Here is a 21,887-nt window from a genome sequence, read left to right on the forward strand (position 1 = left end):
TTTATTCCCCTTTCAATCCTCCGTATCGACGATTACGTTTTTGATAATCGTTCACCGCATCTATAAGTGAATGTTCGTCAAAATCCGGCCAGAGCGTGTCAGTAAACCAAAATTCAGTATATGCTAGCTGCCAAAGCATAAAATTACTTAAACGAATCTCTCCACTTGTACGAATTAATAAATCAGGTTCTGGTAACTCATTAGTCATTAAATGCGTTGAAATACTATCTTCTGTAATATCTTCCACAGCAATTTCACCATTTTGAGCTTTCTGAACTAATTGTTGTACCGCTGATACAATCTCAGATCGACTACCATAATTAAGTGCAAAATTTAATACCATACCTGTATTTTTTTCCGTGTCTTTCATCGCTTTTTTTACAGCATTTTGTGTATGTTCAGGAAGAGAGTTCATTTCTCCAATCATCGCGATTCGAATATTCAGTTCCATGAGTTCGGGTAAAAACGAAGTTAAAAATTCCTCAGGTAAGCGCATCAAAAACTCCACTTCCAATTTCGGTCGCTTCCAATTTTCAGTTGAGAATGCATACAAAGTAAGAGCCTTCACGCCAATCGCATCTGCAGCCCTTGTAATTTTACGAACATTTTTCATACCTTCATGGTGACCAGCTACACGTGGCATTGCACGTTTTTTTGCCCAACGACCATTACCATCCATAATAATAGCAATGTGCTTGGGTACAATTTCTCCAGCCATATCCGAAATTCGTTCCTGTAAATTTCGATTTTGTTTATCTGATTTTCTCCATACGAGTTTATTCAACATTTAGAATCCTCCACTAGCTTACAAATCGGAACGTATACTTCATCTATCATATCAAAAATAAGAATTCTTTTCCTTAATCTTGTTAAAAAAAAGACGTCCCCTTAGTTAGGACGTCTTTTAGAAAACAAGGTTCTTGAAATTAAACTGCCATGATTTCTTTCTCTTTTTCTTTAGCAAGTTCATCAACTTTTACAATGCTTTCGTCTGTTGCCTTTTGGACATCATCAGCATAGCCGCGTAAATCGTCTTCTGTAATATCGCCATTTTTTTCGAGTTTTTTGAAATCCTCATTTGCATCACGACGCACGTTACGGATTGCAACTTTAGCATCTTCAGCAGACTTTTTAACGACTTTTACAAGCTCTTTTCGACGCTCTTCTGTTAAAGCAGGAATTGCTAAACGAATAACATTCCCATCATTAGTTGGTGTAATACCAATATCTGATTTCATTAGTGCTTTTTCGATGTCACCTAGAACGGTTTTGTCATATGGTTGAATGACTAAAAGACGAGCTTCAGGAACAGATACACCTGCTAATTGATTAATTGGTGTTGGTGCACCGTAATATTCAACTGAAATTCGGTCTAATAGTGAAGCGTTCGCACGTCCAGCACGAATTGAAGCTAGTTCGCGAGAATACGCGTTAATAGTTTTTATCATTTTCTCATTAGCTTGAGTCATCACTTCTTTAGGCATTACGAATTCCTCCTAACAACTGTGCCAATAGTTTCACCTTGAACGGCACGTTTAATATTTCCATTCTCCATTATAGAGAATACTATGAGTGGGATATCATTGTCCATACAAAGTGTTGAAGCAGTAGAATCCATTACCTGCAATCCTTGTTGAATAACTTCTAAGTATGTCAGATTATCATATTTTACTGCATCTGCATTTGTTTTTGGATCAGCTGAATAGACGCCATCTACATTATTTTTCGCCATTAAAATTACATCTGCATTAATTTCAGCAGCACGTAATGCAGCTGTTGTATCTGTAGAGAAGTAAGGGTTACCTGTACCCGCCGCAAAAATAACTACGCGTTTTTTCTCTAAATGGCGTACTGCTTTACGACGAATATAAGGTTCCGCTACTTGTGTCATAACTATTGAAGACTGCACACGTGTTTCGACACCAAGATTTTCCAATGAATCTTGTAATGCTAAAGCGTTCATCACTGTAGCTAGCATACCCATATAGTCCGCATTTGCGCGTTCCATACCCATTTCGCTACCGATTTTACCTCTCCAAATATTACCGCCGCCAACAACAAGGGCAACTTCTACACCTAGATCCACAACTTCTTTAATTTGTTCTGCTACTGATTTTACGATATTAGGTACAAGTCCGAAGCCTTGATCCCCTGCTAAAGCCTCACCGCTTAATTTGATGACGACTCTTTTGTATTGTGGCACACTCATTGGAAACCTCCGTCATACTTTTTTCTTGAAAAATAGGGAACACGAAAAGCTGTGCTCCCTAGTTTGATATATTAAATGTATATTAATTAGTTACCTTTAACTTGGTTCATTACTTCTTCAGCAAAGTTGTCTTCGCGTTTTTCAATACCTTCGCCCACTTCATAGCGTACGAATGATTTTAAAGTACCGCCAGCAGCTTTAACGAAATCGCCAACTTTTTGGTCTGGGTTTTTAACGAATGATTGGTCAAGAACACAGATTTCTTCAAAGTATTTACGAAGACGACCTTCAACCATTTTAGCTACGATGTTCTCTGGTTTACCTTCGTTAAGAGCCTGTTCAGTTAATACTTTACGCTCGTGATCGATTTCTTCTTGAGAAATTTGGTCATGAGTAATGTATTTAGGGTTTAAAGCTGCAACGTGCATAGCTACATCTTTAGCAATTGAAGAATCAGTTGTACCTTCAACTACAGTTAATACGCCGATACGACCGCCCATGTGTAGGTATGGTCCGAATGAGTCAGCATCAGTTTTTGTAGCAATTTCAAAACGACGAAGAGTGATCTTTTCACCAATTTTAGCAATCGCATTTGAAATGTGATCAGCTACTGTTAAGCCGTTTTCCATAGTAGATTCTACAGCCGCTTCAACTGAAGCAGGTTTAGTAGCAAGAAGATGCGCTGCTAATTCTTTTACAAGAACTTGGAAGCCTACATTTTTAGCAACGAAGTCAGTTTCAGCATTTACTTCAACTAGTACAGCTTCGTTTCCTTCTTCTAAAATGAAAGTTGTACCTTCAGCTGCAATACGATCCGCTTTTTTAGCTGCAGAAGAAAGACCTTTTTCGCGTAGGAAGTCGATTGCTGCGTCCATATCTCCGTCTACTTGTACTAATGCTTTTTTACAATCCATCATACCAGCACCAGTTTTTTCGCGTAATTCTTTTACCATTTGTGCAGTTACTGCCATTGTTAGTTCCTCCTTGTGTAATCATGTTATGAATTTTATTTTCTCAAAAAAAGGCGATAAGAGGGTTTAGCCGCTTATCACCTGTTTCTTACTTGTGAATTACTCTGCTGCAGCTTCAGTAGCTGGAGCTTCTTCTTCACCTTGTTTAGACTCAATTAAAGCGTCTGCCATTTTTGCAGTTAATAATTTAACAGCGCGAATTGCATCGTCATTTGCAGGAATAACGTAGTCGATTTCATCTGGATCACAGTTAGTATCAACAATACCTACAAGAGGGATGTTTAGTTTGCGTGCTTCAGCAACAGCAATACGTTCTTTACGTGGATCTACTACGAACATAACATCAGGGATACCTTGCATGTCGCGGATACCGCCTAAGAATTTAACTAAACGTTCGTGTTGTTTTTTAAGTTGAACAACTTCTTTTTTAGGAAGAACTTCGAAAGTGCCATCTTCTTCCATTTTTTCGATTTGTTTCATACGTGCAACACGTTTTTGAATTGTACCGAAGTTAGTTAAAGTACCACCTAACCAACGTTGGTTAATATAGTAGTTACCAGAACGCTCTGCTTCTTCTTTGATAGCTTCTTGTGCTTGTTTTTTCGTACCAACGAAAAGCACTTTACCGCCATCAGCACCAACTTGGCGCATGAAGTCATAAGCTTCCTCTAATTTTTTAACAGTTTTTTGTAAATCGATAATGTAGATACCGTTACGTTCAACAAAAATGAATTTTTTCATTTTTGGGTTCCAACGGCGAGTTTGGTGACCGAAATGTACACCAGCCTCAAGTAATTGTTTCATAGAAATTACTGACATTTGTGTTTCCTCCTGAAAATGGTTTTTTTGTCCTCCGTATTCGTCATTTGTAAGAGTAACTCTATTAAAAGAGCACCTGCTCCATACATCAGAATACGTGTGTATTGTAACACCACTTGCTACTATATCACACATTATTTTCAACTGCAACAAATTTAGCGTTTAAACTTAAGTAACAGTTCGATTTCAGTTTTACCTTTTTGCAAGTATTTTGCAATTTCTTCGATTGATCGTCCTTGAGAATATAGTTCTTGGACTTGTTCTTCTACCGAAAGTTCTATATTTGATGCGGTCCCTTCTACGGATCGATGAACTTCTTCAAAAGGTTGCTGTTTTTTTGTTGGTTGTGATTGGTTCTGCATGTATGCTTTTGCTGCAACGTTTTTTGATGCACTAAATGTTGGTAGCAAAATAGCTTCTTCGCTTTTTTTCTCTTGTCCGCTTACAGGTACAACTGCATCTTTTTTTTCTTCCATCAGCTGTACTACCGGTTCACTATTGATTGCTTTTTCCATTATATTAATATTGGAAAGTTCTTCGATTAATCGATTGTTTTCATCACGCATTTCAGCCAAATAGGCACCAACAGCGTTATCCATATCATCTTTTAAGCGCTCTTGTTTTATTTCGATATCTTTAAAACGAGAAAGCTTAGTATATAGCATGATAATTAAAAAGAAGCTGATGATTTGCGCCATAAATAAAAAGACAAGTATTGCAGCTACCATTGTTGCTCCTAACCGCTAAAATCCACAAATTGACCTTTATATGGATGTTTAGCTTTTTCGTTCTCTTCTTCTGACTCATGCTTCTTCTTACCATTCTTGGCATTACCTGTTTGACTGTTCGTAGATGGATCTTCATCTTTAATCTCATCTGTACTCTCGGATTCCAATACAGAAGTACGATTGCGTTCAATTTGGCGTTGCAAAGCAGCATTAGCTAAGTCTTGGTTTGTGTTTACTTGTTGTTGTGCTTGATCAGCCATTTTACCAGCTTCAAATGTTTTTGGAATTGCTATTTGAAGCTCGACACCTTTTAAACTCATACAACATGCCCCCATTTATGCATTTTGCATTTCAGATGATAATAGATTCCTCAGTTTAAATAATGCTTTTGAATGGATTTGTGAAATACGCGAAGTTGAAAGCTCTAGCATTTCCCCAATTTCTGTAAGAGTCATTTCTTCTGTATAAAACAGACTTAATACAAGTTGCTCTTTCTCATTTAATTTTAATATATTGTCCGCAAGATCCCCTAACAATTCCATTTTCACAACTTCTTGTTCAGGTGTTCTAACAGAATCATCACGGATAACAAATGATTTCCCTTCTTGTTCATCCTGTTCTTGAGATTGCTCGTCCATTGACAATACATTTGAAATAAAGTGTTCCTGCATTGTTTGATAAATATCATCGACAGGTACGTCTAAAGTAACAGCAATTTCCTCTGGTGTTACATGACGCATTAAACGTTGCTCTAACGATTCAATTTGTGCATCTAATTTTTTCGCCTTTTCACGGGCAGAACGCGGAAGCCAATCTTCTTTTCTAAGACCATCAATAATGGCACCACGAACACGGAATGATGCATATGTATCAAATTTCAAATCTCGAGTTGGATCAAATTTATTTAATGCATCGAAGAGTCCCATCATTCCAAGGCTTGTTAATTCATCCCTTGAAACATTTTTAGGTAAGCCGGTACTAATACGCTGTACGTGATAGGATACTAATGGGATATACTTTCGTATTAGCAAGTCTCCTGCACGAGGATCTCGTTCAGCAGTCCAGCTACTCCAAAGCTTCTGCTCTTCATTTACAGTTGGTTGCATCGCCGAATCCTCCCATTTAGTAAAGTACAATTTGTAACTCTATTATATCAATCCATTACTGTATAAAATCCGCTATTTCAAGCAATTCATGATCATTTGATGTCTTCTAACATCATGGATTGAACTACTTTTGCCACTTCTTCAGCATTTTCTTCAATATTATTATTCATTTGACTTGCCTGCTGCTCTTTTGTTTGTTCATTGTTCACTACAAGTTCACCTTCAGAAAGGTTAAATTCTTCTGATTGTGGTGAAAAAAAGACAAATCCAATGATAAAACGTACTAAAAACGCTATTAAAAATACGACAAAAGCAATAATAAATGAGTTAAATAATATCGTCGTTGGCGTCTTAAAGGATTGGAATGTCATGAAAAAATAAATCGAAAATCCAATCAAAGCAGCCCAACAATTCCATAAAATTGAGCCAACCATCATATATCTTTCACTCCTTGATTTACTGTTCGAATATTTAATTTGGTCGTTTGTAAATCAAACTCAATCGTTCGACCACTACTACCACCAGTCTCTTCCGCAATAAGAGGTATCGAGAGTTTTTTTAGTTGTAGCTTCACTGCCTCTACATTACGAGGTCCAATTCTCATAGAATCTCTACTCGATGTAAATTGGAACATCTGCGCTCCTCCAGCTATTTTTGCTTTTAGCTTAAAAGGTTGGATTCCTTCTTGTTTCAGTAGATTTACCATGGCAGGAATACCTGTATCGGCAAATTTCGCCACATTAATCGAGTCTGTTCTACCAAGTTGGGAATCTGGAAGCATCACGTGAATTAACCCCGCTACCCCTTTTGATTCATCATATAATACTACCCCTACACACGAACCTAATCCGGATGTCCGGATTGTATTAGGTGCTTTTGCAACATCCATCTGAGCTATTCCTACTTTGACTACACTAGGGCTATCTATCATATTAGGAAACTCCTAATGCTTTAAAAATAGATTCAAAGGAGTCGGGATCAGGTAACAAGAAGAAATGTCCTCTAACCGTCTCTGTATCTCCCATACTTTCTTCATAAATCGTTGTATCAATCACGATAACATGATCGCTCACTTGAGATACTTCGATTAATCCAAAACTGATAATAGCACCAAACATATCTATACTTAACGCAGGTGGGGTTGGATAAATTTTTAAACTAGTGAAATCCGAGAGTGCTGATAAATATGAGCCTGATAAAATATTACCGAGCTCTTGCATTGCGGAAAAACCTAATTCTGGAATAGGTGATTGACGGAAATCAAAGCCTTCATCTCGAATTAATTTTTGAATGAAGTGATTTGCTTGTTCAATCGGTAAAATAAAGAACATCCCACCTTTTGCATCTCCTTCAATTCTCAAATAGATACCAGCGACGACTTGTTCCGCACCGCCACCTCTTTCCATCATTTCATTAAATGACACCATTTCAACTTTCGGTACACGCATATCTATTTTTGTATTTAATAAAGATGAAAGAGCGGTAGCAGCATGCGCTGCTCCAATGTTACCAATCTCTTTTAAAACATCTAAATGTAATGACGTGATTTTATTATGAAATGTCATAGGTCCATACCTTTCTTTACTTTAACGTATTTAGTACTTTATCTAAATGAAGCAAAATAAGAAGGCGCTTACCGACTTTCGCAACACCTGAAATGAATTCCTCTTCTAAAGAACCTACCACTTCAGGTTGTGGCTCAATGGATTCTTTCGGAATATCCATTACATCATTTGCTGCATCAACGATAAATCCTACTTCCATTTCATCTAGTGAAATAATAATGATTCTAGTAGTTTCATTATCCGAAGAAGTATTCAAGTCAAAGCGTTCGCGTAAATCAATGATTGGCGTTACAACACCTCGTAAGTTGATAACACCTTTCACGTATCTCGGTGTTTTTGGAACACGTGTAATATGCATTGTTTTTTCAATTCCTTGAACTTGACTAACGGGAATTGCGTACTCTTTATCTGCTAATTGAAAAACAATTACTTTCAAACTTTCTACATCGAGCGTATTTACCATCATTTACACCTCTTTCGATCATTTCATTATTTAATAAGCGCGTTACAATCTACAATCAAAGCCACTTTTCCGTTACCGAGAATTGTTGCACCAGAAATAGCAAAGACATTTGTTAAATAATTCCCTAGAGCTTTCAGTACAATTTCTTGTTGACCAATAAATGAATCAACAACTAATCCAGCCATTTTCTCACCTTTACGGACGATAACCACCGAATGGAATTCTTCATCCATTGCTTCATTGCGTGGTACTTCAAAGATTTCCTCTAAAAATACTAAAGGTACAACTTTACCGCGGAAATCAATTACTTTTTGATTATGCGCATTCATAATATCAGAAGAGCGAATAATTGATGTTTCGATAATTGATGATAAAGGAATTGCATAGATTTCTTTTTCAATTTCCACAAGCATTACGGAAATAATAGATAATGTTAAAGGTAATTGAATCGAGAATAATGAACCTTTACCCTCAGTCGATTCGATTGTAATATTCCCACCTAAAGATTCAATTGTTGATTTAACAACATCTAGGCCTACACCACGACCTGATACGTCTGAAATAACGTCTGCTGTTGAGAACCCAGATGATAAGATTAATTCATTAACTTGATTGTCTGTCATTGCTGCTGCAATTTCAGGTGTTACGACACCTTTAGAAATTGCTTTAGACAATACTTTTTCACGGTTAATACCCGCACCGTCATCTTCTAATTCGATGAATACATGATTGCCACTATGATATGCGCGAAGGACTATTGTACCTTCTTCGGGTTTACCTTTTGCACGACGTACTTCAGGACTTTCAACACCATGATCTAAGCCATTTCTAATTAAGTGAACAAGAGGATCACCGATTTCATCAATAACTGTACGATCTAGTTCTGTTTCAGCTCCGACAATTTCTAGATTTACTTTTTTATTTAATTCACGCGTTAACTGGCGCACCATTTTAGGGAAACGATTAAATACAGTTTCCACTGGTACCATACGCATTGTTAAAATAATATTTTGTAGATCTCCAGAAATACGGGACATTCTTTCAACAGTTTCATTTAGTTCGCTATGATTTAACTCTGACGCGATTGATTGTAAACGCCCGCGATCAATGACTAACTCCTCAAACAGATTCATTAAAATATCAAGTCGTTCAATATTTACACGAATTGTTTTACTAGTTGCGTGACCACCGCTATTTTTGGCTGGAGTCTTTTTGGCAGCAGGAGCATCATCTGATTCTTTCTTCACTACCTGTTGCTGTGGTTGTTCGACAATGAATTGTTCAACTTGTGGAGGTTCTATTGCTCCAACCATCGCTTGATTTAAGGCTTGGAAATCGAATGGTTGTACAATAACGCGATCTACTTCAGATACTTTCAACAACTTCTTCTCTATATCTTCAGCTGGCTCTTTTGAAATAAGGGCTATATAGAAGTCATTATCAAATTGCTCTTCTTCAAGCTTTTCAACAGAAGGGGAAGACTTGATAACATCACCCATTTTTTCAAGTAATTCAAACACCATATATACGCGTGCTGCTTTTAATAAACAATCTTCACGTAGATGAACTGAAATTTCATATGTGATAAAGCCTTGTTCTTGTGATTGTTGAATGACTGTTAATTCAAAATCATCGTATTCAAGTAACACTGTGGATTCAACAATTGTCGTTGCTGCCACTTCGTTATTTGACGTAGAATTAGTAAGTGATTCACCCAATTCTATTTTCTTAAGAGATTCAACAGTTGCACTTACATCCTTTTTTCCATCTCCGCCACTAGCAATATCGTTAACCATTTCTTCAAGATGGTCTACTGATTCAAAGACAACATCCAAAATTTCAGGAGTTACTTTAATCTTTTCATTACGAATTGCATCTAAAACATTTTCCATTTTATGAGTTAAATCAGCTAAATCTTCGAAGCCCATTGTCGCTGACATACCTTTTAATGTATGCGCATTACGGAAAATATCATTCACAATTGCTAAATCTTCTGGGTTTCTCTCTAATTCTAGTAGACTTTCACTACAAGACTGAAGATGCTCTTTACTTTCGTCAATAAACACTTCTAAATATTGATTTGTATCCATAGAATGGCCCCCTTTAAGGCAAATATTTCATTACTGTTTCTGCAATATCATCTACATCCGCTACTTCATCAACTAAACCTGTTTCAAAAGCTGCTTTAGGCATGCCATAAACAATGCATGTATTAGCAGATTCAGTTATAGCAATTACTTTTCCAGTATTCTTTAATTGAATTAAACCTTTTGTTCCATCAGCGCCCATTCCCGTCATAATAACAGCCACTTTATCAACCTCACTGAATTGACATATATCTTCAAATAGCACGTCGACAGATGGTCTATGCCCCCCACGAGGTGGCTCTTGATCATCTAATACAATGCCATAAGACATACCTATTTTACGAAGCTTCATATGATAGCCACCTGGAGCTATGTAAGCAACTCCATTTTGCAAAACATCACCATTTTCAGCTTCTTTCACAGTAATACCAGACAGTTGATCTAAACGATTTGATAGTGACTTTGTAAAACCTGCAGGCATATGTTGTACAATTAGGATTGGTGCTTTGGTGGTTGCTGGTATTTTAGTTATGACTTCTTGTAAAGCTCTTGGTCCTCCAGTTGAAGTACCGATAAGTACCATTTTCTTAGAATGTGCTGACCATTCTTTTTTGACTTGAGTTGCAGCTGTTTCAGCCATGCTTTCCTGTTGCTGCACTCTCGGCATCCTTCGTGATAAAAGACCAGAATTACTCAATTCTCCAGTTATTTTAGTTTTACTTGGTTTGGCAACTGGTTGACGAAGTTTTGAAACTTGTACATTAGCAGCATGCTCAACTTTATATACAAGGTCTTTCTTGATTTTATGTAAATCTAGCGAAATTGTACCACTTGGTTTAGCAATAAAATCAACCGCCCCATTCGCCATTGCTTCTAATGTCGATTCAGCACCCCGTTCTGTCGTACTTGATAGCATAACTACAGGTACCGGTGATTCTGCCATGATTTTTTTAAGAGCTTCTAAACCATTCATTTCTGGCATTTCAACATCCAAAGTCACAACATCAGGCTTAAGGTTTTTAATCTTGCGTATTGCATCATTACCGTTACGAGCAGTGCCTATAACTTGTACTTTACTACTATCCGTAAAAAAATCTGAAATGAGCTTCCTCATAAAAGCAGAGTCATCAACGATGAGTAACTTTTTTGTTTGAGAAATGTTCAACTAATCATCACGACCTTTCGAAAAAATACTTTTCAATTTAGACAAAAAGTTATTCGTCCTAGCCGGTACATGTGCTTCTTCAATGCAATCTTCCATATAACGATAAGTTATATCTCGTAACGTTTTTGTAATTGGAGCATTTGGAAATAAAATTGAAAAGGGAACTTGTTTGCGCACAGCTTGTCTTACAAGTGGGTCCTCGGGTAAAGACCCTAATATAGTGACTTCTTTTGACAAAAATCTTGACATAGCATGGCTTAATCGTCTAAGAGCATCAGGACCTTCTTCTTGATCCATAGTACGATTACACAGAAGGTAAAACTTTTTTTCCGGGTCTTTATAATGAATATACTTCATCATGGAATACGCATCTGTTATGGATGTCGGCTCAGTTGTGGAAATAACTATAATATCTTCAACTGACACTAACAAATCTAAAGACCAATTAGTTGCTCCTGCTCCCATATCGAATACTATGTAATCAAATGACTTTTGCAACATTTCAAATGCTTCAATCAACCGATTAAACATTTTTTCAGACCATTCCATAAGTCCAATCATCCCCGTGCCACCGGAAATATACTGCAAACCATTTGGCCCCTCAAAAATGACATCTTGTAATGAACAATCTCCGTGTAAATAGTCATTTAAACTTTTCCGAGCGCTTTCACCTAAAAGAATATGAATATTCCCCATTCCGATATCCATATCAACAATAACAACTTTTTTTCCATGGGAGGCTAAAGTATTAGAAAAATTCGTTGTAAAATTACTTTTCCCAACGCCACCTTTTCCACTTACAACTGCAATAGATTTCCCTATTAATCCTTGACTACGCAACATATACATCCTTAAAGATTCTGCTTGATCTCTCATTTCCTATCTCCTTGAAAGAACAATTCAACTACACTTTCAAATGAGGCCTCCTCAATATCTTCTGGTACTTCTTGACCAGTAGTATAGTAAGCAAGTCCTTTATTATATTTAACCATTAAATTAATCATTGAGCCAATAGAATTTGTTTCATCAAGCTTTGTAAATATCAATTTAGTAATAGGAAATGCCAAAAATTGTTGAATAATTGTTTCCATATCACGCTCTTTTGATGTCATTGATAGGACTAAAAAGCTTTCCATATCTTTTTCAAAGTCTATTAATTCTTGTAAATCTTCAACGTACTTCACTTCTTTATAGTTTCGCCCAGCTGTATCAATAAAGATTAAATCTAGATGATCAAATTTTTCCAGTGCTTGCTCATAGTCTTGTTTGTTGTAAACAATCTCTACAGGTGCTTGAAGTAAATTCGCATATGTTTTCAATTGTTCGATCGCAGCAATTCTATACGTATCAGTAGTAATGAAACCTATTTTTTGTTTCTTTTCGAGTACCGCTCTAGCTGCCATTTTAGCAATTGTCGTGGTTTTACCAACTCCAGTTGGTCCTAAAACGTTTATATATTTTTTTTCATAAGAAATACCACCGAAAGAAAGCTGCTCAATACTAGCTTTTAGAGATTCTTTCGCTAGGTTGAGAAGCTCCTCTTGCGATAAATCTCCTTTGCTATTTTTTATAATTGCAAAAAGCTCATCACCAATACGTGTGACAAGCTCTTGATTTAGCTCCTGTTTCTCTAGTTGTTCAATCAGAGGTAAGAGTTCATCTGGATACTTGGCCCCTACAGAGTGTCGTTGCATTGATTGCATAAGTAATTTCAAATCAGCTATTTCTTTTTTGATTTCTTCAGAATTTTGTTCTGAATGAATACTATTTTCAATCACAGGCTGAACTGGGGCTAGAAAAGGCGCAGATTCTCTTACTTCTGCGCGATCTAGCCCTGCTACCACTTCAATACTTTTCTTTTTAAATAACCCTAAAAATCCTTTTGAATACACTACTTTTGAATTGACTATGACTGCATCATCACCAAAATCAGCACGAACTTTTTTCATTGCGGCTGGCATTGACGGTGCTACATATTTTTTCATTTTCATTCAACATTCACCACCCCAACACTTTGAATCTCAATTGATGCTTCCAGTTCATTATACGAAAGAATTGGAATTTGAGGGAAATATCTCTCTGTCAATTGTCGTAGGTACATTCGAACAGCAGGTGAGCATAAAATCACAGGTGATTGTTCAAAGAATGCAATACGTTCTATTTCTCTCGCAATCGATTCTAGTATCGCTTGAGAATCTTGTGGATCCATCGCCAAATAGTTTCCGTGATCCGTTTGTTGGATACTGTCTGCTATCATTTTTTCCACTTTAGCAGCAACAGTTAATACTTTTAACTCCGGCTGATTGCCTGCATGCTGAGCAGATATTTGACGAGCAAGAGCTTGGCGAACGTACTCAGTCAGCACATCCACATCCGATGTTAACTTCGCATAATCTGCTAATGTCTCGAAAATGATTGGTAAATTACGAACCGAAACATTTTCTTCCAATAATTTCGCCAATACTTTTTGAATCTCACCAATTGATAATGGTGTTGGTGTTAATTCTTCTACTAAAATTGGTGCTGATTCTCTTAAATGATCGATTAATTGTTTTGTTTCTTGACGACCAAGTAGGTCAGAAGCATTTGCACGAATAATTTCAGTTAAATGTGTTGATACGACACTCGGAGGATCCACTACTGTATAACCAAGCATTTCAGCTTCCTCTTTTACTTGCTCCGTAATCCATTTTGCAGGTAAACTAAATGATGGCTCTACTGTATCGATCCCTTCAATCGAATCATCATCTCCAGGACTCATAGCCAAGTAGTGATCTAATAGCAGTTCACCATTCGCAAGTTCGTTTCCTTTTATTTTGATACGATATTCATTCGGTTGTAATTGAATATTGTCGCGAATACGAACAACTGGTATGACTATCCCTAACTCAAGAGCAAGTTGTCGTCGAATCATTACAACCCGATCCAATAAGTCCCCACCTTGTGCTGTATCGACTAATGGTATTAAGCCATATCCAAATTCAAATTCAATTGGATCAACATTTAATAAATTAATGACATTTTCTGGACTTTTCAGATTATCAGTTGCCACTTCTTCTTCAATTTCTTGTAATTCTTCAATCTCTTCTTGTTTTTGATGACTAATACGGTAGGCAATGAATGCCAGTACCCCTGCCACTGGAACTGTAAAGATTAACTCGATTGGCGTTACAATTCCTAACAGAAAAATTGTAGCTGACGCGATATACAACAACTTCGGATTAGCAAGTAATTGACCAGTAATATCTGCGCTTAAATTACCATCAGAAGCTGCACGCGTTACTACGATACCTGTTGCAGTAGAAATTAATAGAGCTGGAATTTGTGATACTAAACCGTCACCTACTGTTAAAGTAGAGAACAAATGTATTGCTTCAGAGAATTCTAAATCCATTTGCACAACACCGATAATCATACCTACTAATAGGTTAATGATGACGATAATAATACCTGCAATAGCGTCCCCTTTCACAAATTTTGTGGCACCGTCCATAGCTCCGTAGAAGTCTGCTTCATTACCTACTTTTTCACGTCTTTGACGAGCGTCTGTTTCAGAAATTAAACCTGCATTTAAATCGGCATCAATCGCCATTTGCTTACCAGGCATCGCATCTAATGTAAAACGAGCTGCAACTTCAGAAACACGCTCAGACCCTTTCGTAATAACAATAAACTGAATAATAATTAAAATTACGAATACGACTATACCGACAAGAATATTGCCACCTACAACGAAGGTCCCAAATGTTTCAACTACATTCCCAGCTTCACCACCACTTAAAATTGCTCGCGTAGTCGAAACGTTTAATCCTAAGCGAAACAGTGTAAGTAATAAAAGTAATGATGGGAAAATTGAAAATTGAAGTGCCTCTTGCATGTTCATAGCTGTTAATAAAACCAATAATGCTAGCGATATATTAACAATAATGAGAAAGCTTAACATCCACGGAGGTAGAGGGATAATGAGCATCGCTACAATTAAAATAACTGCCGATAATACCCCTATGTCGCGAATTTTCATGTTTGTCCCTCCTGCTTAAAACTTTAAATTTTGCGTTTTATACGGTATACATAAGCTAAAACTTCTGCAACCGCTTTGAAAAACTCATCTGGGATGCGACCCCCAACTTCCACTTGATCATACATTGCTCTAGCCAATGGCCGATTTTCTACCATCACAACATCATTTTCTTTAGCAATTAATTTAATCTTTTGTGCGATAAAATCGGTACCTTTAGCAACAACTTTTGGTGCATCCATACTATCCTCATCATACTGTAGTGCGATTGCATAGTGGGTTGGATTTGTAATCACAACATCTGCTTTCGGCACTTCTGACATCATACGGCGCATTGCCATTTCACGTTGACGTTGCTTAATTTTTGATTTTATGAGGGGGTCACCCTCTGTATTTTTATACTCATCTTTAATATCCTGTTTGGACATTTTTAAGTTTTTTTCATAATCAAACTTCTGATAGAAATAATCTAAGATTGCCACACAAAATAATGTTAATGAAGCTGCAATCCCCATTATCACTGTTAATTTTCCAACAGTTATTAATGTTACCCATGGTGATTTAAAAGACAAACTTAGTACATCATCTATGTTCATGAGAAGAATAACTGTTGTAACCGATCCGATAAAGGTTATTTTTAAAACCGATTTTAGTAGTTCAATAATAGCTTTTAATGAGAACATCCGCTTTAACCCTTTAATGGGATCAAGCTTCTTTAAATCAAATTTTAATGACTCCGTTGTAAAAAGCAATCCAAATTGAAAGAAGTTTCCCGAGAGACTAGCGATTACCGCAATTACCATAATCGGTAATAAAACAATTGCCATCTCAATCATAACTTCTTTATAAACTTCCATTACCGAGCTAATCGAAATGGATTCAACTAACAAGTATCGACTAAATGTTTGTTTAAAAAATGCCATAACGCTATCTCGCATAAATCCGGCGCCAAATAATAAAAACAAAAAAACTGATAGGAGGACAATTGCACTAGTGACATCCTGACTTTTTAAAACTTGACCTTTTTTACGGGCATCTAATCTTTTCTTCGGTGTTGCTTTTTCAGTTTTTTCTCCCGCAAAAAATTGTAAATCAAGACGAATATATTGCATCTTATCCACCACCTATTAGAACCATAAAGTCACGCATACTAACAATCATAATATTAAATAATTTTTGAATAACTGAGACCATTACACCCATCATTGTTATAAGTACAAGAAAACTCACACCGATTTTAATTGGGAAACCAACCACAAAAATATTCAGTTGAGGAACGGTTCTAGCTGTTATCCCTAACGCAATATCGACTAAAAATAGAGTTGCAACAATTGGAATTGCCATTTGAAAAGCGATACCAAATACTGTAGCAAACATCTTAATGATAAATTCAGTGGAGTTTTCCGAGCCAAAGGATGGCCACATTTCTCCAATCGGCAGATATTCATAACTGTAATAAATACCATCTAACAGTAAATGATGCCCATTTATACCAAGTAACACAAGCATTGCTAGCGTATTAAAGAATTGACCTAAAAGTGGACTTTGTGCCCCCGTCTGTGGATCTATTATATTCGCAATAGCAAAACCCATCTGAAAGTCTATAAAACTTCCAGCTATTTGGATAGCTGACATAATCATATAAGCGATTAAGCCGATTATTAAACCAACCATTGCTTCTTTCATAACTAATAATATGTATTCCCCGTTTACTTCCAAGGGAGTAACGTCAATTGTGTAGTACATCATCCATGCAAGTACTGCCGCTAATGTAAGTCGCATTTTCGGCGGAATTGTTTTATAAGAAAACAAAGGTACCGTTATAAAAAATGCTGAGATTCGCACAAGAATGAGAAGGAACACCGTTACTTTAGGAACTAGTTCTTCCATTCACTCACCCTACATATCGCAGTAAATTTTCAAATATATCTGTTGCATACGAAGTCACTTGCGTAAGCATCCAAGGCCCAAAAAACACAATACCGACTAAAACAGCGATGATTTTCGGCACAAAGGCAAGCGTTTGCTCTTGAATTTGTGTTGTTGCTTGGAAAATACTGACTGCTAAACCAGTAATCAAAGCAATTAGTAATAAAGGCCCTGAAGTTAGTAGGACAACTTTTATGGCACGTTCTGCAACTGAAATGACCATTTCACCTGTCATATTGATTCATCCCCTAAAAGCTTTGCAGCAATGATTTCATTACAAGATACCAGCCATCTACAAGAACAAATAATAGGATTTTAAAAGGGAGAGAAATCATTACTGGTGGTAACATCATCATTCCCATAGACATTAATACACTTGCGACAATCATATCTATTACGAGGAATGGTATGAAAATCATGAAGCCTATCTGAAAAGCAGTTTTAATCTCACTTAACGCAAAGGCAGGTACTAAAGTAGTTAATGAAATATCCTGAATCGTTTCAGGACGTTCTGCACCAGAATATTTTAAAAACAAATCTAAATCCTTCTGTCTTGTATGCTGACTCATAAAATCTTTAAATGGTCCACTAGCTTTGTCGTAAGCTTCATCCAAAGTGATTTTTTCATCAAAAAGAGGCTGTAATGCTTCTTTATTCACCTCTTGGAATGTTGGTGCCATGATAAAGAATGTTAAAAAAAGTGCCAATCCAACGATAACTTGGTTTGGAGGCATTTGTTGTGTAGCTAGAGCTGTACGTACGAACGATAGGACTATAACAATCCTTGTAAAAGATGTCATTAGTATTAGAATACTTGGCGCTAATGATAGGACTGTTAGCATTAACATCAGTTTTACAGAGGTAGAAACATTGGATGGATTACTGTCTGAGAAATAATTAACTAAATCACTCATTCTTTATCGCTCTCCTTTTGCTTCCACTCATTCAAATCTTTACTACGTTCAGATTTTATTTTTGAGATTTTTTCTTGAAATATATCTTTAAATTCATCGTTTGGCTTAGCATTTACATTCGATGAAGGTCGTACTTTTTCTTTTAAACTAGTAATAAGATCTGCGATAAATGGAACTTGATTAGCTAGATCCTGTTTATCGTTGTATAAGGTCATTAGACTCTCTTTTTCGACATCACTTGAGATTTCCTTAAGAATATGTACATCTTCACCAACACCAACCAGATAGAGCGAATCTCCTACTTTTAAGAGCTGCACAGACTTCTGTTGGCCTAAAGATAGTCCTCCTAAATTTTGCATCAATTGATTATGTTGATATTTTTGATTGCGACTATTGACGAATTTTAACATTCCGTATAGCAGCACAACAACAAAAATAAGAGCTAAAATCATTTTAATATAATCCCATGGAGACAAGCCGACAGCTGTCGATTGTGTGTTTTTATCGACAGCTGTAGTTGAATCCTCTTTACATGCATCTGGGCCTTTTAAACATTTAGCAACCTTGTCATCCGAATCAGCAAAAGCTGATGTCGGGTTTAACATAGGGGTGATAAATGTAATGGTAATTAATGATGCACACAACATCAGTTTCAATAAGGCTTTATAAAACATTCTGATCAACCTAACGCTTTTTGGATTGCTTCGATAACGCGATCAGCTTGGAAAGGTTTAACGATAAAGTCTTTTGCACCCGCTTGAATTGCATCGATTACCATTGCTTGTTGTCCCATTGCTGAGCACATAATAACAATCGCACTTGGATCTTTTTCTTTTATAGATTTTAATGCGGCAATTCCATCCATCTCAGGCATAGTAATATCCATTGTTACTAAATCTGGTTTTAATTCGTTGAACTTTTCAATAGCTTGAGCGCCATCTCCAGCTTCCCCCACTACTTCAAAACCATTTTTTGTCAAAATATCCTTGATCATCATGCGCATGAAAGCTGCGTCATCCACAATTAAAATCCTTTTAGACATGTTTAACTCCTCCAATAACTATCTATCTTAGATTGTTTAAGCGATCCGCTTTACTCAAAATATCTGTAATACGAACACCGAAGTTTTCGTCTATTACAACTACTTCTCCTTTAGCAATGAGACGGCTGTTTACTAGTATATCAACCGGTTCACCAGCAAGTTTATCAAGTTCAATAATAGAGCCACTTGCTAGTTCTAATATCTCTTTTACGGAACGCTTCGTACGTCCTAATTCAACAGTAACTTGCAGTGGTATGTCAAGTAGCATATTTAAATTTCTAGCTTCCGCTTGTTTCAATGATGCATTTTCAAAGCTAGCAAATTGTGCTTGTTGTACATTTGCTGGCTGTTGTGTATACATTGGTCTTTCAGGCATAGCATAAGATTGTTGATACATTTGTTCTTGAACCGGAGCAGGTTGCGCTACTGGTTCTTGTTGTATCGGCGGTGCTTGAACTGGTGCTGCTTGTTGTACAGGTGCTGGTGCCACCATAGTTGAAGCAACTTCATCAGTATCTTGATTCATTAATTGATTGACTAATTTCTTACTAAATCCTAGTGGTAGTAATTGCATAATATCTGAATCTATTAAAGTACCAATTTTTAAACGGAACGAAACTTTAACAAGTAAATCTTCTTCAGGAATATTATCTTTACCTTCATCTTTGGAAATATTCATCAAATCGATTGATGGCGGAGAAATGTCAACTTTTTTATTAAAGATCGTAGACATAGATGTTGCAGCAGAACCCATCATTTGGTTCATAGCTTCCTGTACAGCACTTAAATGGATCTCACCAAGTTCATCTGCAGGGCTAACACCATCCCCACCTAACATTAAATCAGCAATAATTGCTGCATCAGATTGTTTAATGACTAATAAGTTCATACCCACAAGGCCTGTAGTATATTCTACTTGAACCGCTACATATGGGTGAGGAAACTCTTCCTCCAAATTATCACGATTAATCATGCTGATTGTTGGTGTTGTAATATCAACTTTTTGGCCTAGCAACGATGATAACGCAGTTGCAGAACTACCAAAAGAAATATTACCGATTTCTCCTAGAGCATCTTGAGATAATGCATCTAAATATTCTTCTACTTTATATTCAATTTGAGAAGACTTTTTGTTTTCTAGTTCGGGAGATTCGCCTCTTAATAGGGCTTCAATTTCATCTTGTGATAACATTTCATCACTCATCAACTTCGTCTCCTCCTTTCAAAGACTCTATAACTTGAACAGCCATTCGTTTCTTCAGTTTCCCTGGTTGAACAGTAAATTTAGGTACATCGCCAACTTTTAGTGTAAGTGGTTGGCTAATTTTTTGATCCAGTTGAATAACATCACCTTGTAATAATAGAAGGAAGTCTTCAATTGTTATTTCCGCATTACCAAGCTCTGTTATTACTGGTAAATTAGATTGTTTTACACTATTTTCAAGAATCGCAGTTTGTTCTGGCGAAACTTCTTTTTTATTAGATTGCATCCAGTAACGAACAGATAGATTCGGTACGATTGGCTCTAATACGACATGAGGGATACAAATATTAATCATGCCACTTGTTTCACCAATGATTGAATTGAATGAAATAACAACAACCGTTTCATTGGGTGAAATCATTTGTAAGAACTGCGGATTTACTTCAAGCTCCGATAACGCTGGATCAATATCAGCGATATTTGCCCATGCTTCACGTAAGTTATCGAATGAGCGTTCAAATAAATTTGTCATAATTTTCGTTTCGATTTCAGTTAAGTTATCGACGTTACTATGACTTGCACCTGAACCACCCATTAAACGATCTAACATAGAATACGCAATATTAGGGTTAATCTCCATCAGGATGTTACCGTCTAAAGGTGGTACTTCAAATACATTTATGAGTGTCATATTCGGAATTGAACGAATGAACTCTTCAAATGGAATCTGATCCACAGATGCTACAGTTATTTGCACATATGTTCTAAGCTGAGCTGAGAAAAATGTTGTTAAAAGACGTGCAAAGTTTTCATGTATTCGGGTTAAACTTCGGATTTGATCTTTTGAAAAACGAAGGGCGCGTTTAAAGTCATAAACTTTAACTTTTCTAGCTTCTTCATCTTTCATAATATCATCAGCCGTCATCTCACCCGTTGATAACGCTGATAAAAGCGCATCAATCTCGGACTGGGATAACACATCTCCTGCCATTTTCCCACCTCCTTTTCAAAATAATTAACTTTACTGAATGATGTAGGAAGTAATGTAAACTTCTTGTACCTTACCATCTTGCATCAGTTCATTAAATCTTGTTTTTAATGTTTTTTCAAGCATTTTCTTTCCTTTTTTACCTTCTAAAGCCTCTTTTGTCATTTCTGACATTTCTTCAATCACAATACTTTTCACTTGGAAATCACGTTTACCGATTTCTTTACCTGCTTTTTTGCTATCAGTTTGGATTTTCAATGACATTTTAACAAAATTTGTTCCAGCAAGGTTTGTTGTCAATTCAGGAACATCTACAGAAGCTTCGATGATTTCATCGATACTTGGTTCTTTGGCGCTTCCTTTGTTCAACTGATTGACGGTCACCAAAGCAATCACACCAATCAGTGTAATCGAAACTAAAATAATTAACATAATGGTTAAAAGCTTGTTATTCTTCATCTTCTTCACCTCTTAAGTGCGGGTTTGATAGGAGTTGTACACTGTGATAAAAAGCAATCATACGTTTACCCACTTCTTTCTCAGTCTCTAATACAACATACTTTCGTCCGGTCGTTAACGTAATCGTCGTATCAGGAAACTCCTCGACCGATTCTATGTATAAAGCGTTTAATGAGAATGGTTTACCATTTAATTTGGTTACTGTAATCATAGGAAATAA

At 36.5% G+C, this 21,887-nt stretch carries 27 protein-coding genes; all 27 read right to left on the bottom strand.

All coding sequences use genetic code 11. The annotated features are described in order from the left end of the window. Nucleotide 1 precedes the first annotated feature (1 nt). The 27 genes from ACQKMD_RS01735 to ACQKMD_RS01865 all read right to left on the bottom strand — a co-directional run bounded on the left by ACQKMD_RS01735 (nucleotide 2) and on the right by ACQKMD_RS01865 (nucleotide 21,878). Complete coding sequence (locus tag ACQKMD_RS01735) at nucleotides 2-787, bottom strand: isoprenyl transferase (RefSeq protein ID WP_427748913.1); 786 nt, start codon at nucleotides 785-787, stop codon at nucleotides 2-4. A 139-nt stretch (nucleotides 788-926) separates the two neighbouring features. Continuing rightward, nucleotides 927-1,484, bottom strand: coding sequence for a ribosome recycling factor (frr, locus tag ACQKMD_RS01740; RefSeq protein ID WP_427748915.1), 558 nt, complete (start codon nucleotides 1,482-1,484; stop codon nucleotides 927-929). Beyond that, complete coding sequence (gene pyrH / locus ACQKMD_RS01745) at nucleotides 1,484-2,209, bottom strand: UMP kinase (protein WP_038184190.1); 726 nt, start codon at nucleotides 2,207-2,209, stop codon at nucleotides 1,484-1,486. The genes frr and pyrH overlap by 1 nt, the downstream gene beginning before the upstream one ends. Nucleotides 2,210-2,295: 86 nt before the next feature. Next, nucleotides 2,296-3,180 (bottom strand): translation elongation factor Ts, encoded by an 885-nt coding sequence (gene tsf, locus ACQKMD_RS01750; RefSeq protein ID WP_427748917.1) that lies wholly within the window; start codon nucleotides 3,178-3,180, stop codon nucleotides 2,296-2,298. Between the two features lie 99 nt (nucleotides 3,181-3,279). Further along, a complete protein-coding gene (rpsB, locus tag ACQKMD_RS01755; RefSeq protein ID WP_427748919.1) occupies nucleotides 3,280-3,999 on the bottom strand; it encodes a 30S ribosomal protein S2 in 720 nt (239 codons plus the stop codon). A 155-nt stretch (nucleotides 4,000-4,154) separates the two neighbouring features. Beyond that, nucleotides 4,155-4,727, bottom strand: a complete 573-nt coding sequence (locus tag ACQKMD_RS01760; RefSeq protein ID WP_427748921.1) for a hypothetical protein — start codon at nucleotides 4,725-4,727, stop codon at nucleotides 4,155-4,157. Nucleotides 4,728-4,735: 8 nt separating this feature from the next. Next, a complete protein-coding gene (locus ACQKMD_RS01765) occupies nucleotides 4,736-5,047 on the bottom strand; it encodes an RNA polymerase subunit sigma (RefSeq protein WP_427748922.1) in 312 nt (103 codons plus the stop codon). A 15-nt stretch (nucleotides 5,048-5,062) separates the two neighbouring features. Next, nucleotides 5,063-5,833 carry a FliA/WhiG family RNA polymerase sigma factor gene (locus ACQKMD_RS01770; RefSeq protein WP_427748923.1) on the bottom strand — a complete coding sequence of 257 codons (771 nt, stop codon included), beginning with the start codon at nucleotides 5,831-5,833 and terminating at the stop codon, nucleotides 5,063-5,065. 92 nt (nucleotides 5,834-5,925) lie between these two features. Continuing rightward, nucleotides 5,926-6,270, bottom strand: coding sequence for a hypothetical protein (locus ACQKMD_RS01775; RefSeq protein WP_427748924.1), 345 nt, complete (start codon nucleotides 6,268-6,270; stop codon nucleotides 5,926-5,928). Further along, entirely contained in the window at nucleotides 6,267-6,764 is a 498-nt protein-coding gene (locus ACQKMD_RS01780) for a chemotaxis protein CheD (protein WP_427748926.1), read from the bottom strand. Before ACQKMD_RS01780 ends, ACQKMD_RS01775 begins: the two co-directional genes overlap by 4 nt. 1 nt (nucleotide 6,765) lies before the next feature. Next, nucleotides 6,766-7,398, bottom strand: coding sequence for a chemotaxis protein CheC (locus tag ACQKMD_RS01785; RefSeq protein ID WP_427748927.1), 633 nt, complete (start codon nucleotides 7,396-7,398; stop codon nucleotides 6,766-6,768). A 16-nt stretch (nucleotides 7,399-7,414) separates the two neighbouring features. After that, nucleotides 7,415-7,861 (bottom strand): chemotaxis protein CheW, encoded by a 447-nt coding sequence (locus tag ACQKMD_RS01790; RefSeq protein ID WP_427749298.1) that lies wholly within the window; start codon nucleotides 7,859-7,861, stop codon nucleotides 7,415-7,417. Nucleotides 7,862-7,887: 26 nt separating this feature from the next. Beyond that, nucleotides 7,888-9,951, bottom strand: coding sequence for a chemotaxis protein CheW (locus ACQKMD_RS01795; protein WP_427748929.1), 2,064 nt, complete (start codon nucleotides 9,949-9,951; stop codon nucleotides 7,888-7,890). A 13-nt stretch (nucleotides 9,952-9,964) separates the two neighbouring features. After that, nucleotides 9,965-11,062 carry a protein-glutamate methylesterase/protein-glutamine glutaminase gene (locus ACQKMD_RS01800; protein WP_427749300.1) on the bottom strand — a complete coding sequence of 366 codons (1,098 nt, stop codon included), beginning with the start codon at nucleotides 11,060-11,062 and terminating at the stop codon, nucleotides 9,965-9,967. Between the two features lie 51 nt (nucleotides 11,063-11,113). After that, the gene (locus tag ACQKMD_RS01805; RefSeq protein ID WP_427748930.1) at nucleotides 11,114-11,989 is read right to left on the bottom strand and encodes a MinD/ParA family protein; all 876 of its coding nucleotides are present in this window, start codon (nucleotides 11,987-11,989) and stop codon (nucleotides 11,114-11,116) included. Then, a complete protein-coding gene (gene flhF / locus ACQKMD_RS01810) occupies nucleotides 11,986-13,104 on the bottom strand; it encodes a flagellar biosynthesis protein FlhF (RefSeq protein WP_427748932.1) in 1,119 nt (372 codons plus the stop codon). The genes ACQKMD_RS01805 and flhF overlap by 4 nt, the downstream gene beginning before the upstream one ends. Next, on the bottom strand, nucleotides 13,101-15,134 hold the full coding sequence (flhA, locus tag ACQKMD_RS01815; RefSeq protein ID WP_427748933.1) for a flagellar biosynthesis protein FlhA: 2,034 nt from the start codon (nucleotides 15,132-15,134) through the stop codon (nucleotides 13,101-13,103). Before flhA ends, flhF begins: the two co-directional genes overlap by 4 nt. A gap of 23 nt (nucleotides 15,135-15,157) precedes the next feature. Next, the gene (gene flhB, locus ACQKMD_RS01820) at nucleotides 15,158-16,243 is read right to left on the bottom strand and encodes a flagellar biosynthesis protein FlhB (protein ID WP_427748935.1); all 1,086 of its coding nucleotides are present in this window, start codon (nucleotides 16,241-16,243) and stop codon (nucleotides 15,158-15,160) included. 1 nt (nucleotide 16,244) lies between these two features. Beyond that, a complete protein-coding gene (gene fliR, locus ACQKMD_RS01825) occupies nucleotides 16,245-17,021 on the bottom strand; it encodes a flagellar biosynthetic protein FliR (RefSeq protein WP_427748936.1) in 777 nt (258 codons plus the stop codon). 4 nt (nucleotides 17,022-17,025) lie between these two features. Next, nucleotides 17,026-17,295, bottom strand: coding sequence for a flagellar biosynthesis protein FliQ (gene fliQ / locus ACQKMD_RS01830; protein ID WP_427748938.1), 270 nt, complete (start codon nucleotides 17,293-17,295; stop codon nucleotides 17,026-17,028). Between the two features lie 13 nt (nucleotides 17,296-17,308). Then, nucleotides 17,309-17,974: a flagellar type III secretion system pore protein FliP gene (gene fliP / locus ACQKMD_RS01835; protein ID WP_038184132.1), complete on the bottom strand. Its 666-nt coding sequence runs from the start codon at nucleotides 17,972-17,974 to the stop codon at nucleotides 17,309-17,311. Next, nucleotides 17,971-18,648 carry a flagellar biosynthetic protein FliO gene (locus tag ACQKMD_RS01840; protein WP_427748940.1) on the bottom strand — a complete coding sequence of 226 codons (678 nt, stop codon included), beginning with the start codon at nucleotides 18,646-18,648 and terminating at the stop codon, nucleotides 17,971-17,973. Before ACQKMD_RS01840 ends, fliP begins: the two co-directional genes overlap by 4 nt. A gap of 5 nt (nucleotides 18,649-18,653) precedes the next feature. Next, a complete protein-coding gene (locus tag ACQKMD_RS01845) occupies nucleotides 18,654-19,016 on the bottom strand; it encodes a response regulator (protein ID WP_427748941.1) in 363 nt (120 codons plus the stop codon). 22 nt (nucleotides 19,017-19,038) lie between these two features. Beyond that, complete coding sequence (gene fliY / locus ACQKMD_RS01850; RefSeq protein ID WP_427749302.1) at nucleotides 19,039-20,220, bottom strand: flagellar motor switch phosphatase FliY; 1,182 nt, start codon at nucleotides 20,218-20,220, stop codon at nucleotides 19,039-19,041. Beyond that, the gene (gene fliM / locus ACQKMD_RS01855; RefSeq protein WP_427748943.1) at nucleotides 20,213-21,211 is read right to left on the bottom strand and encodes a flagellar motor switch protein FliM; all 999 of its coding nucleotides are present in this window, start codon (nucleotides 21,209-21,211) and stop codon (nucleotides 20,213-20,215) included. The genes fliY and fliM overlap by 8 nt, the downstream gene beginning before the upstream one ends. Nucleotides 21,212-21,241: 30 nt before the next feature. Further along, entirely contained in the window at nucleotides 21,242-21,667 is a 426-nt protein-coding gene (fliL, locus tag ACQKMD_RS01860) for a flagellar basal body-associated protein FliL (protein ID WP_427748944.1), read from the bottom strand. Beyond that, on the bottom strand, nucleotides 21,657-21,878 hold the full coding sequence (locus ACQKMD_RS01865; RefSeq protein ID WP_427748946.1) for a flagellar FlbD family protein: 222 nt from the start codon (nucleotides 21,876-21,878) through the stop codon (nucleotides 21,657-21,659). The genes fliL and ACQKMD_RS01865 overlap by 11 nt, the downstream gene beginning before the upstream one ends. Nucleotides 21,879-21,887: the final 9 nt, after the last annotated feature.

The organism is Viridibacillus sp. NPDC096237, from assembly GCF_050278625.1.
In the GTDB taxonomy this organism is placed as follows: domain Bacteria; phylum Bacillota; class Bacilli; order Bacillales_A; family Planococcaceae; genus Viridibacillus.